13 protein-coding genes are annotated in these 12130 nt (G+C 39.3%); 8 read left to right on the top strand and 5 right to left on the bottom strand.

Features of this window, described 5'->3' with window-relative positions:
• Positions 1 to 36: 36 nt before the first annotated feature.
• Positions 37 to 720 (bottom strand): lipoprotein-releasing ABC transporter ATP-binding protein LolD, encoded by a 684-nt coding sequence (gene lolD, locus AC07E5_RS02125; RefSeq protein ID WP_104853214.1) that lies wholly within the window; start codon positions 718 to 720, stop codon positions 37 to 39.
• Entirely contained in the window at positions 713 to 1948 is a 1236-nt protein-coding gene (locus AC07E5_RS02120) for a lipoprotein-releasing ABC transporter permease subunit (RefSeq protein WP_104853304.1), read from the bottom strand. The genes lolD and AC07E5_RS02120 overlap by 8 nt, the downstream gene beginning before the upstream one ends.
• A gap of 25 nt (positions 1949 to 1973) precedes the next feature.
• Between AC07E5_RS02120 and AC07E5_RS02115 the strand changes: the two genes are divergently transcribed.
• A complete protein-coding gene (locus tag AC07E5_RS02115) occupies positions 1974 to 2537 on the top strand; it encodes a PilZ domain-containing protein (RefSeq protein WP_179994640.1) in 564 nt (187 codons plus the stop codon).
• A gap of 97 nt (positions 2538 to 2634) precedes the next feature.
• On the opposite strand, the gene AC07E5_RS02110 is transcribed toward AC07E5_RS02115, so the two are convergent.
• Both AC07E5_RS02110 and AC07E5_RS02105 read right to left on the bottom strand, forming a co-directional pair.
• On the bottom strand, positions 2635 to 3525 hold the full coding sequence (locus AC07E5_RS02110; RefSeq protein WP_498624535.1) for a DMT family transporter: 891 nt from the start codon (positions 3523 to 3525) through the stop codon (positions 2635 to 2637).
• A gap of 12 nt (positions 3526 to 3537) precedes the next feature.
• Positions 3538 to 4005, bottom strand: coding sequence for a YaiI/YqxD family protein (locus AC07E5_RS02105; protein ID WP_004971836.1), 468 nt, complete (start codon positions 4003 to 4005; stop codon positions 3538 to 3540).
• A gap of 239 nt (positions 4006 to 4244) precedes the next feature.
• Here AC07E5_RS02105 and AC07E5_RS02100 point away from each other — a divergent pair, with 239 nt between their 5' ends.
• Together AC07E5_RS02100 and AC07E5_RS02095 are read left to right on the top strand one after the other, a co-directional pair.
• The gene (locus tag AC07E5_RS02100) at positions 4245 to 5177 is read left to right on the top strand and encodes a hypothetical protein (protein WP_019837949.1); all 933 of its coding nucleotides are present in this window, start codon (positions 4245 to 4247) and stop codon (positions 5175 to 5177) included.
• 489 nt (positions 5178 to 5666) lie between these two features.
• Positions 5667 to 5807 carry a hypothetical protein gene (locus AC07E5_RS02095; RefSeq protein ID WP_004971840.1) on the top strand — a complete coding sequence of 47 codons (141 nt, stop codon included), beginning with the start codon at positions 5667 to 5669 and terminating at the stop codon, positions 5805 to 5807.
• Positions 5808 to 5902: 95 nt separating this feature from the next.
• Here AC07E5_RS02095 and serC read toward each other — a convergent pair whose 3' ends face one another.
• Positions 5903 to 6982 carry a 3-phosphoserine/phosphohydroxythreonine transaminase gene (serC, locus tag AC07E5_RS02090; protein ID WP_004971842.1) on the bottom strand — a complete coding sequence of 360 codons (1080 nt, stop codon included), beginning with the start codon at positions 6980 to 6982 and terminating at the stop codon, positions 5903 to 5905.
• A 255-nt stretch (positions 6983 to 7237) separates the two neighbouring features.
• On the opposite strand from serC, the gene AC07E5_RS02085 reads away from it, so the two are divergent.
• From AC07E5_RS02085 to AC07E5_RS02065, 5 genes are all read left to right on the top strand, one after another.
• Positions 7238 to 7681 (top strand): DUF8370 family protein, encoded by a 444-nt coding sequence (locus AC07E5_RS02085; RefSeq protein WP_131261181.1) that lies wholly within the window; start codon positions 7238 to 7240, stop codon positions 7679 to 7681.
• A gap of 241 nt (positions 7682 to 7922) precedes the next feature.
• Positions 7923 to 8090 (top strand): DUF8370 family protein, encoded by a 168-nt coding sequence (locus tag AC07E5_RS02080; protein WP_498624534.1) that lies wholly within the window; start codon positions 7923 to 7925, stop codon positions 8088 to 8090.
• 136 nt (positions 8091 to 8226) lie between these two features.
• Positions 8227 to 9040 (top strand): IS5 family transposase gene (locus AC07E5_RS02075; protein WP_416665231.1). Its coding sequence is split into 2 segments (ribosomal slippage): positions 8227 to 8613 and positions 8615 to 9040, totalling 813 coding nucleotides; the frame shifts between segments, so codons are not numbered across the junction.
• Between the two features lie 255 nt (positions 9041 to 9295).
• A protein-coding gene (locus tag AC07E5_RS02070) for an IS3 family transposase (protein WP_101235257.1) occupies positions 9296 to 10371 on the top strand; the annotation gives its coding sequence in 2 pieces (ribosomal slippage) (positions 9296 to 9548 and positions 9548 to 10371; 1077 coding nt in all).
• 268 nt (positions 10372 to 10639) lie between these two features.
• Positions 10640 to 12121: a TolC family protein gene (locus tag AC07E5_RS02065; protein WP_498624533.1), complete on the top strand. Its 1482-nt coding sequence runs from the start codon at positions 10640 to 10642 to the stop codon at positions 12119 to 12121.
• Positions 12122 to 12130: the final 9 nt, after the last annotated feature.

Here is a 12130-nt window from a genome sequence, read left to right as displayed (position 1 = left end):
GCAATCGCTTTTGAGTGGCTTTACGAACTATGCCCCTTAAGCATCTACCCAAACACCATCTTGCATGTGCAAAATGGTATCGGCAGATTTTGCCAACTCTTCATCATGAGTCACAATCAGCATCGCCATGTTAAATTCACTACGTAATTCACGCAGCAATTCAAAAATTTTAACTGCAGTTTTGCGGTCTAAGTTTCCAGTAGGCTCATCGGCAAGCATGAGTGCGGGTTTCGCCACCAACGCACGTGCCAATGCAACACGCTGACGTTCTCCTCCAGAAAGCTCACCAGGTTTGTGGGTTAAACGATGCGACAAACCGACACGCTCAAGCAGATACTCTGCCTGTGCCTTCACCTCTTTATAGTTCGTGCCTGCGCGTAACATTAACGGCATCGCCACATTTTCAAGCGCACTAAACTCAGGCAGCAAGTGATGAAATTGATAAACAAAACCGAGGTATTGATTACGCAAATAACCGCGCTCAGCTTCGCCTAAATTGTCAAAACGCTGACCATTTAAAAATACTTCGCCTGTACTTGGTCGGTCTAAGCCACCTAAAACATGCAATAAGGTACTTTTACCCGAACCACTCGCCCCAACAATAGACATAAATTGCCCCTGCTGAACTTGTAAATCTAGACCACGAATCACTTCAACAGTGGTTTTGCCATCGGTAAAGTGTTTAGAAACTTGTTTGGCTTCCAGAACAATCTTACTCATAACGCAATGCCTCTGCTGGTTGAATTTTCGCGGCACGTAATGCAGGGTAAATCGTCGCCAAGAAACTTAAAATTAATGACAAGCTCACAATCACCACCACATCTTGCCATCTTAAATATGAAGGTAAGTAGTTGATAAAGTAGGCATCAAATAAGTTTAGCCCTAATACATTATTCAACCATGCAATAAAGCCACTGATACTGGACGCGAAAATAATCCCCAAGATTGCACCTGAAACCGTGCCAATAACCCCAATGACCGTACCTTGCACCATAAAAATTTTGGTAATCGTGCTTGGTGATGCACCCAAAGTTCTTAAAATCGCAATATCCGATTTTTTATCGGTCACGACCATCACCAAAGACGACACGATATTAAATGCAGCCACCAAAACAATTAGGAATAACAATAGGCTCACCATTGCCTTTTCCATTTGAATGGCGCTAAACAAGTTGCCGTGCGTATAAGTCCAGTCCGAAGCATAAAAATTGGCAGGTAGCTCTTGCACAATATCTCGAGATACTTGTGGTGCAGCAAAAATATCATCCAGTTTTAAACGTACACCTTGCGCACCATCGGGTAAACGCAGCAAAGTCGAAGCATCATTCAGGGCGATATATCCCATCATCGAATCGACTTCTGCACCAATACTAAAAATACCAACCACTTTGAAGCGTTTAAAACGCGGTACAACCCCTGCAGGGGATGGCGTTGCTTCAGGTAAAACCAAGGTGATGCTGTCGTTTAAACCCAAACCCAAGGCATCAGTCATTTGTTTGCCCAAAACAATACCGAACTCACCCTTTTTCAGATTGTCGATACTGCCTGCAACCATGTGGTTTTGAATGATGGATACTTTCTTTTCGTATTCGGGTTCAATTCCCGTGACCATAATGCCCGACACTTGCCCTTGTGCAGTCAACATGCCTTGCAATTGCGTAAATGGTGCAGCACCAACAACATGCTTATGTTGCTCAACTTTCGTTGCAAGTTCTGGCCAATTTGTTAAAATTTGTGTTGATGAAACAGTGGCTTGAGGTATCATGCCCAAGACACGATTTTTTAATTCACGATCAAAACCATTCATCACCGAAAGTACGGTAATGAGGACGGCAACACCCAAAGTTAGACCGATCATCGAAACTAAGGCAATAAAAGAAATAAAGTGGTTACTGCGCCGAGCGCGCGTATATCTCAACCCTATATATAGCGAGATTGGTTTAAACATACCATCAAGTCCGAGGTAATACATTATGGAAAATTTACAGCATCAAAGCGTCGCGTCTGAACGTCGTGTCATGTCACGAATTGATGCTGCCCTGAGAATCAATTACCAGATCATTTCTGACGATGTTGCGCTGAACGACCCTTACGATGCTAATTTTGTTTTACCGCGTTATTTTCTACTACTCGCAGAATTAGATCAATTTGATCATGCATTAAACTACGAATTAGAACAATTAACTGAAAAAGATCAACAAATTGCTCGAATCTTATCCTTATTCAACCAAAAATTAAACCTTATTACAGGGTCTTTATACGATGCAATTGTACAAAGCATGTTACCTATCCCTGAACAGGTCAATTTTTCAGAAAGTGGTTTCAGTTTTTATAGTGAACGTGAATTAAACACGGGCAGTTATATTCATGTCACGCTCAGCCATCCTGAAAAATTTTTCCATATAGCCGCAACCGCGCAAGTGGTTTACAGCCGTGAAGAAGAAAATGGACAATATCGTACTGGGGCGTATTTTATTACTCTACACCCTCAAGATCGCGTCAAACTTGCAGAAGCCGTTGCTTTAAAACAAGCATAATCTCAGAAATAAAATAAATCATTTCTGCATGTTCGCGTATATAAAATCACGTGGATAACGCCATCTTTGCATATCGTTAGGATGGTGTTTTGATTTTCTAAGCCAATGCCCGACTTGCTTTAAGATCACGATAAAAATACAGCACTAAGCCTGACAATAAAACCAAAGCGCCCACAAATACCATGACCGATAAAGCTTCTTGATTGAATAAAGCACCAATCAACAAAGCAATCATTGGCGTCATGACGGTGGTTAAAGATAAGGTGGTCGCCTGAATATTCTGCACCAATTTAAAATAACAGAACATTGCAATCAAAGAAGCCATGATCACGGTATAAAGTAAAGCTGCGATAGATTTAAGACTCGGCAAACTAGTCGGTACATATTGCCAAATAAACGGCACAATACATAAAGCCGCAATGGTTGATACCAAAATCGAGCCAGTTGCCTGTGCTACAGGTTCAACTTGCGCATTAACTTTTTTCACCCAGAAAATAGACATGGTGTAGGTCAATACACTAAACAGCATTAAAACAATACCCAGAGGATGCACATGCTGTGTTTCGCCGCCAAAGCAGATGATGCCAAGCCCTAAAATGGACACTGTCATTCCGATCCATTGAATACGTGCCAAATGCAACTGAAACACAAAACGACCAATCAAACCTGCTATGATGGGGGTCAGACCAAACATCAGGGCGATAATGCCTGAGCTTAAATAAGCGGTGGCAATGTAGGTGAAAATTTGTGAACCGATCAGACTAAACGAACCTGCCAAATAACTATGCCACGCTTGTAGATGATGTGGAAATTTCACTTTTAACAGCAGCAATAAAATAATAGCTAAGGGCAAAGCAATGAAAAAACGTAGCACCAAAGCCCAAAGCATGTGTAAATCTGACACACTCCAGACAATTGCCAAAGGCGTTGTTGCCCAAATGAAAACCAATAAGGCATAGGTCATCATAATATTGGTTTTAGAAGGCATGCGTGACTCGTATTAAGCAGTTTTACGTTTTTGCTTTTGGATGGTTTGATCTAGACTACTTGAAAACTCACGTTTATCACGTTCTGAAATAGGTGCTGGCCCACCTGTTTGTACGCCTGCACCACGCAAAGTATCCATAAAATCACGCAAATGCAGACGCGCTTTCACATTGGCAACAGTATAAATTTCACCACGTGGATGAATCGCTATTCCGCCCTTTTCAATCACTTGTGCCGCTAGTGGAATATCCTGCGTGATCACAATGTCGTGTTCCTTCATGCGATCTACAATTTCCTGATCGGCGGCATCGGCACCATGCATCACTTGAATAGAGTTAATCCGTACCGAAGGCGTAATCCCGACCGATTGATTGGCAACAAAAGTGACTTCAAGTTGGTAACGATCTGAAGCACGTAAAATGACTTCTCTTAGAATTTTAGGTAATGCATCTGCATCAACCCAAAGTTTAAATGGCAGCACTGTGCAACCCTGATAATAATATGCGACTAGTGTATCAAACTCATTACATTGCAGTATGTTTAAAATGCTCAGAATTGCATGCTAAAGTGTAGATGGATGTGATTTTGTTTCTGCTGCATCGCTGTCCACAATCTGTACAAATGCAGTGGCATTACATGAAATTTCAGCCAAAGACTTGAAAAATCGAAATAACCCTCGATCTAAGAGTAAAGAAAAGAACCCAACATCTCAAAGTGCTTATGAACAATCAAAATAGACCAGAAATCATCCGCATTGAAGATCAGAACTTCGGCAGCCATGTTGAACATTGGAATTTACTCACGGATGAACCCTGCACCGAAGTTCCAAAATGGTTAGGACTGGCTCTAGATGCACCAATTATGCCAATGGGTTTATGCCGCCAAGAAGCAGAAATGGATCAAAGCACATGGCTGATTCAAGGCCCAAGCAAAGAGGCAATTCAATTGACACAAGTGATTGCGGTTGAAAATAACAAACCACAAGCTGTAAAAACGGCTTTCCCTTGCTTTGAAAGTCCTTACAAAGTTGAAGCTAAAATTGAACGTATCATTAGCTGCAAATCTAACACTCAAGCGGTGCTTCGACTCAATTTAGGCAACAACAGTATTGTCTATGCTTTTGACAGTTTATACAGCGTCAACCATCAACAATACCAAAAAGATCAAACCTACTGGGTGCATTTAAACGCATGGGCGTATGAACTTGAAGCTGTTGCTGAAGGCGAACAATTGGTGGTCGATGATCCTGCGTCAATTAAACACCATCGTGCGCTGAATGATATTTTAGCAGCCAATGATGGTGTTGCACCTGCCAATCTGCAAGAACAAATTGACGCATGGCAACCTAAGTCCGAAGATGACAAAGCACCTGTAACGGTGGATTTTTCTAAAATGGTCGCATATTTATATGGCGAAAATATCGGTCAGGAAGATGAAGCTTGGTTTCAGGGCAATGTTGTTGGTAAAACCAGTTTTGAATTCATGAATCAAGCCTATACTGTTTATGATGTCACTCTAATTCATGATGAAAATCAGCCTGCGATTTTAATTCGTCTTGCAACTAAAAATCCTGCGCACCAAAACTTTGAAATTGGACAATACATTCGTGGCAATATTTGGATTCAAGCCAATATTCACAATATAAAACAGTAGTTTATTAAAAATAAACCTCAAAGTAGCTGTCTAAATAATAAATTCATATTCATCATCCCCCCATCCTCGCCTTCTCCTCAGGGAGAAGGAACTTTGAATACTTATTTCACTGATGGCTTATAATCAATTTTTGATTGTTAAAAGCGTGCTATTGATAGTATGAATATATTGATGCTTATTTAAGCATTTTAAATTCAAAAAAACGCAGTTATCCACAGCTTTAAATTTATTATAAATTCAAAATCAGCCATATTTTAAATCGAATATGTGGATAAGTTATTTTAAAACCCAAACATCTGCACCAAGCACCGTAGATAATCTGAAAGCCTTGAGTGGTGCGGATTTTAAAAATCAACACAGAATTAATTCATTATTGGCAGATATTATATTTAAAATAAAATTAGTACTTTATTTAATCAATTTTTTATGCTAAAAATATAGCCGTATTTAAATATTTAACGATAAATAGATCATCGGAAAATAATATCTATGAAAATCGTGCAAGAAGAAAACTTACAGCATGTAGAACATCAACTTGAGCAACGCTATCAGCTCGACCCGATGTCTTGCCTATTTTTTGCATTAGGCATGCTGCTCTCCGCCTACGGCTTACACTATTTTGTGTTCTGAGTTTCACTCATCAACAAGCCTCTATGACTTTTCACCTATTTCTATAAAAAAAACCCAGCTAATTCAGCTGGGTTTTTGCTTTTTACTACTATCAATTAACCGTGACGTTTTGCAAAGTCATCCATAAAGTTAACCAAAGCTTGTACGCCATCTAATGGCACTGCATTATAAATACTTGCGCGCATACCACCTACAGAACGGTGACCTGCCAAGTTCAACAAACGGTTTTCTTCAGCTTCTTGCAAGAATTGTTTTTCCAGTGCGGCATCAGCCAAAGTAAACGGAACGTTCATAATTGAACGGTTTGCGCTATAAATTGGATTCGCGTAGAAATCGCTTGAATCGATATAACCGTATAATAATTTCGCTTTTTCTAGGTTAGCTTGATGAATCGCATCTACACCACCGTTTTGCAATAACCACTCAAACACTAAACCAGACAAATACCATGCATAAGTTGCAGGTGTATTCACCATGGAATCATTTTTTGCCTGTGCTGAATATTTCAAAATGCTTGGAATTTCAGGCTTGGCTTGATCAAGCAAATCTTCACGTACAATCACAATGGTTAAGCCTGCTGGGCCAATATTTTTTTGCGCACCTGCATAAATCAGACCAAATTTAGATACATCTAAAGGTGCAGATAAAATGCTTGATGAGAAATCACATACCAACGGTTTGTCTGTTTCTGGAATATTGGCAAACTGCAAACCACCAATTGTTTCGTTATCTGCATAATGCACATAGGCAGCATCGGCAGATAAGTTCCATTGGCTTTGTTCGCTAATGGCATGCTTACCTTCAATCTGAATACCCGCTTCAACGACATGAATATCGCCATAGCGCTGCGCTTCTTTTAAGGCTTTTTCAGACCAAATACCCGTGTGGATATAATCTGCCTTGTTGTTTTTACCCAACAAATTCAATGGAATCGCAGAGAATTGTAGCGATGCACCACCCTGCAAGAACAATACTTTGTAGTTCTCAGGAATATTCATGAGTTTGCGCAGGTCTGCTTCCGCTTTTTCAGCCATGGCAACATAGTCGGCACTACGGTGGCTCATTTCCATGATCGAAAGACCTTTGCCATGCCAGTCAAGCATTTCAGCTTGAGCTTTTTCAAGTACGGCAGTCGGTAATGCTGCAGGACCAGCACAGAAGTTGTACGCGCGCATGATTTTTCCTTTCAGAGTGAAACACAATAAAATGATGGCATTTAACCATATCTGGCAGGGTCTTGCACAAAATTATTTCAATCTATGAGCCAAGATAGAGTCAAAAAATCAATGTAGATTCGAGGGATAAATTTACTAAATCAAAAAAAGAGGTTGAAATGTGTGCGACAATATCTGTCGCAAATTGATCAAAAAAACCACCCACTACTCCTAATTAAATGATATTTTAAATAAATATTAAAGGAGAAATAAACAATGACAACATTCCTCAATCACTTTAAGGTAGATAAAAATTTACTTGAAGTTGACTTCTTTGACCCTAATCTGGAAACAGATACTCGCTTATACATTGATAGTTATTATTTAACTCGTTGTGAGAACATTCATTCCAAGTCTGCTCTGACTACTCAGCAAAATTTTATGAAATGTTTAATGGAAGCTCTTAAAGAAAAAGATGAAATTAAAGCAAGAAAATTATGCTCCCATTTTCCTGAGCCCAAATATACTGGCATTGGTGCAACTAAAGAAGGAGTAAATGGCAAAGGATCACACGATATTAAAGTTGAATATATACTCACATGCTTAAAGTCTTCTCAGGCAGCTCAGACAGGCTTATTAGAAGATCTTGAAGAATTAATATTAGTTGCAGATGGTATAGGTCTGGACACTATTTCAGATATAACGACTAGGGTCTGTTGACATTTCATAAATGGCTTGCGCTGTAGGCTAAAACTGAGCAGATCAGGCATGAAACGCAAGGAATAGCGAGATTATTGCTAAGTTTCATAACACAATCTGAGAAAGTTTTAGCCACAGCCTTTCAGGGCGAGCATATTTTTTGCTGCTATTGCGTTATGTGCCAGTCATTTAAAATGACTAAATTTCCTGTCCCATGCCTTATAGCAGCTAAAAAATATGCGTTGCCGCAAACATAGACGAATTGTCAACAAACCCTAATATTTGCTTTAAACATTTTGCAGAATATACATTAGAACAATGTGAAAAATTAGGTATAGAAACGACTGAAACAAAAGAGGCTATTCATTTCTTTTGTGCAATCGATAACGAATGGAAAAAATCAAAATTTTCACTTCCTCACGCTCCTTAGGGGCCTAATAAAGTTGTTGGACCTGTAATTTTGTTACCTCAAAATATCTTGGAATCTATGATTAGCTATAAAACTAATTATTTTTTCACTAATATTAGACCTCTTGCGAAAGTAAAAAATTGTTTATACTCATCTCATGAAATATGAAAATTTAACAAGATTTAATGATGAAGAATTTAAACGACTTGTTGGAGTTCCTCGTCCATTATTCTTAAAAATGGTATCAGTGTTACAACATGCTGAACTTGCCAAGAAAAAATCTGGAAGACCTCATTCGTTGTGTTTAGAGGATCAATTGTTGTTAACTTTAAATTACTTACGCTGTTATAGAACTCAAATTGAGTTATCCGCCGACTATAACCTAGCTGAAAGTAATGTGAATCGTACGATTCAGAAAGTTGAAAATGCTCTGATTCAATCACGGATTTTCGCATTGCCGAAAAGGAATCAAAAGTTTAATGAGGGGGATTATGTAATCGTTGATGTTACTGAGTCACAGATTGAGCATCCCAAAAAAACAAAGAAAATTCTATAGTGGTAAAAAGAAGAAACATACGCTAAAAACACAGGTCATTTTTAACCCCCAATTAAAGCAAATTGTAAGTATACAGATTGAAGATGGCAGAAAACACGATCTGAACATTGCGCGTAAGCATTTGAAGGAGATGATTATTTATCCTTATATCATGGCAGATTTAGCCTATAAAGGATTTCATCAGATTAAGAGTAAGTTACTCATTCCAATCAAGAAACCTAACAATTTATCATTACCCCAAATAGCAAAACAGATCAACCAAGAAATCAGTCGGCGTAGGATCACAATTGAACATATCAACGGCAAACTTAAACATTTTCGGATATTAACAGAACGCTATAGAAATAGACGGAAACGATTTGGTCTAAGAATGAATTTAATTGCTGGAATGGTGAATTGGATGCTCTTAAATTAACTTTCGTAAGAGATCTATTGCCACCCCTTTATTTAAAGAAGAAGTTTTACGTAGAGATGCTTCAGCAAGCTTTATTTATTCTTTAAAATCTGGCAGGAAAAGAGTGAATGTAAAAAATGCGAGAGCAACATCCTGAATTTCGAGGGGGGAAAAAGCAATATGGATGAATTAATCGCAAAAAATCGGTAATCCCCCCTAAAAATAATTGAGTTTAAAAGTAGAAAATCGAATAACCTTGATTTAAGGAGATTTTCTATGAAAACATCTAAGTATTCAGACAGCTTGATCATGAGTATCTTGAAGCAAGCTGAAGCAGGAACACCCATACCGAACTTGTGCCGCGAACATGGTATGAGCTCTGCTACATTCTATAAGTGGAAGTCCAAATATGGCGGCATGGATCTTTCAATGATGACTCGGCTTAAAGAACTTGAGGCTGAAAATGCCCGTTTAAAACGCATGTATGCTGATGAGCGGCTAAAGTCAGACATCTTGCAAGATGCACTTTTAAAAAAGTTTTAAGGCCTGTTCAGCGAAAGTCACTTGCTCAGCAAGCTACTGAGCAATTTAAGATTTCAATCAGCATGGCCTGCTTAATTTTTAAAGTCAGTCAAACGTGTTATCGCTATAAAGCTCGTTTGGATCAGGAGAATATTCAAATCGCAGATTGGCTGATTAAACTGACCAATGAACATAAGACTTGGGGCTTCAAACTCTGCTTTTTGTATCTGCGTAATATCAAAAACTATCAGTGGAATCATAAACGTGTCTATCGCATTTATAAGGAGCTTGAGCTTAATTTAAGAATCAAGCCTAATAAGCGGATTAAACGAGAACAGCCAGAACCCCTTGCAGTACCGACAGCTAAGAATGAATCATGGTCAATGGACTTTATGCATGATCAACTCAGTGATGGACGTAGTTATCGAGTTCACAACGTGATTGATGACTATAATCGCGAGTCATTGGATATATTGATTGACTTTTCATTGCCAGCAGAACGTGTACTGAGAGGACTTGATCAGCTCATTGAATGGCGAGGTAAACCTAAACGCATTAGAACCGACAATGGCCCAGAGTATATAAGTGAGCTGATGGAAAAGTGGTGTGATCAGCATGGTATTGAGCATGTATTTACTCAACCAGGCAATCCACAGCAAAATGCATATGTTGAGCGATTTAATCGTACAGTACGTTATGAGTGTCTAAATCAATATTTATTTCGAGATCTGAGCGAGGTGCAGGACTATACAACTGACTGGCAGTACTTTTATAATCATGAACGACCTCATATGTCAGTAAATGGTTGTCCACCTATTTTTAAACAATAACAAGGCTTTAGATTTTCTACCCATTAATTCAATTAAAAATGGGGGTATTACCAATCCAAGACTTTTAAAAGAATATAGAGAAAAAGTAGCTAAAAAACGCTATTTAAAAAGAAAAGGTAAAAAAAGAAGATTAGAGGACGCATAAGCGTGCTTTTTATAGACAAATGTACAAGAAACAATACTATAACTTTACACTAGTTCTATCTGCGAACCTTTGATTTATACTAGCGGGATAACATTACCGGCTTTATATCAGTTTAGCGACTTTATGAACTTAAAGAAAAATAAAAGACAGCTTGTCTGGGGTTTAAATCTGCTTGCATCTATGATGTATGGCAACTTTGCTCATGCACAGAGCATCAGCTTTCAGGATGCTGAACGTCAGTTGTTGCAAAATTCTTATAGCAGCCTAGCCTATCAAAGTCTGGAACAGGCTTCAAAACTTGAAGCTGAAGCAGTAAAAGGCGTAGGTCTGCCACGTGTCGACCTGAATGTTCGTGCCTATGCCTTTCACAGTGAAGTCGATATTCCATTAAAGCAATTTAAAAATAATCTGGAGAATTCACTCTCTCAAGGCGTGAATGGCCGGCTTAATGAGTGGGAGGCCAGTAATGGCGTGGATCTACCTGCAGGTATTACCGATCCACTGCGTGATGGACTTAACAATACTATTCATAGCGGAGTTGGTCTGATTCCAGATACGTCTAATGTCATCCTTGAAGATCAGGTGATTCGCCCCACTGTTTCCGTGATTATGCCAATATATACTGGAGGCCTCACCCGTAGTGCCAAAGAAATTGCCAATATTCAGGTCGGTCGTAGTCAGCTCAGCAACAAACAGCAGCAAGATACGCAGCGTTTTGAACTGATTCAAAGTTATTTTAATGTGCAGCTCCAAAAGCAATTGCATGCAGCTGCGCTGTTTAATCTGAATGCCATGCAGCAGCATTATCGCAACGCCTTAAAAATGGAACAGCAAGGTTTTATCAGTAAAGGCCAGCGTATGCAATTTGAAGTGGCACGTAATAATGCCGAGCGCAGCCAGCAAAATACGCAGGCCAATTTGAATGCTGCGCTGTTCCAGCTGAATAATCTGCTTCAGGAAAGTAGCATCACTGAGCTTTCGACGCCTTTATTTGTCAATAAAACCGAGCCACAGGCCTTAAATCATCTGCTAAAAACTTTTAGTCAGAACTCTGCGCTGATTCAAAAAATGCAGCTGGATACCCAATTGGCCCAAGCCAATGTGAAAGCCCAGCAAGCAGCGAAAAAACCAAATGTATTTGCTTTTGGCGAATATAGTCTGGATCAAAATGAAAACTGGATTGTCGGGGTTGCCGCACGCTATAACCTGTTTTCCGGGATCGATAAAAACAAGAATATTCAGGCTGCCGAACTCAAACGCTCTGCAACAGAACTGCTTACTGCACGCACCCAGCAGGAAATTGAAAATCTGATTTATAAATCTTATAGCGAAGCACTTAGTGCACAGCAAAGTGATGTACTTCTGGCACAAAACTTGAAAGCCGCACAGGAAAATTTACGCATCCAAGAATTGTCTTTTAAAGAAGATACGGGCACCGCCACACAGGTCATCGATGCACAAAATATGCTGAGCGGACTACGAGCTGAAACTGCCTTGAATGCTTACAAATATGTGATGTCACTGGCCACACTATTACAAAGCCATGGCTCGATTGCAGAATTTCCAACCTACATTCAACATGCCAACACCCACTATATTCGCTAATGGAGCCGA

This window comes from Acinetobacter seohaensis (assembly GCF_056431365.1).
This window is presented reverse-complemented; position numbering and strand designations above follow the sequence as displayed.

Bases quoted from the DNA above. Each gene is read 5' to 3' on its own strand.
- AC07E5_RS02115 (WP_179994640.1), top strand. From the start codon at position 1,974: ATGGAAAATTTACAGCATCAAAGCGTCGCGTCTGAACGTCGTGTCATG.
- AC07E5_RS02095 (WP_004971840.1), top strand. From the start codon at position 5,667: ATGAAAATCGTGCAAGAAGAAAACTTACAGCATGTAGAACATCAACTT.
- serC (WP_004971842.1), bottom strand. From the start codon at position 6,982: ATGCGCGCGTACAACTTCTGTGCTGGTCCTGCAGCATTACCGACTGCC.
- AC07E5_RS02100 (WP_019837949.1), top strand. From the start codon at position 4,245: ATGAACAATCAAAATAGACCAGAAATCATCCGCATTGAAGATCAGAAC.
- AC07E5_RS02110 (WP_498624535.1), bottom strand. From the start codon at position 3,525: ATGCCTTCTAAAACCAATATTATGATGACCTATGCCTTATTGGTTTTC.
- AC07E5_RS02120 (WP_104853304.1), bottom strand. From the start codon at position 1,948: ATGTTTAAACCAATCTCGCTATATATAGGGTTGAGATATACGCGCGCT.
- lolD (WP_104853214.1), bottom strand. From the start codon at position 720: ATGAGTAAGATTGTTCTGGAAGCCAAACAAGTTTCTAAACACTTTACC.
- AC07E5_RS02085 (WP_131261181.1), top strand. From the start codon at position 7,238: ATGACAACATTCCTCAATCACTTTAAGGTAGATAAAAATTTACTTGAA.
- AC07E5_RS02065 (WP_498624533.1), top strand. From the start codon at position 10,640: ATGAACTTAAAGAAAAATAAAAGACAGCTTGTCTGGGGTTTAAATCTG.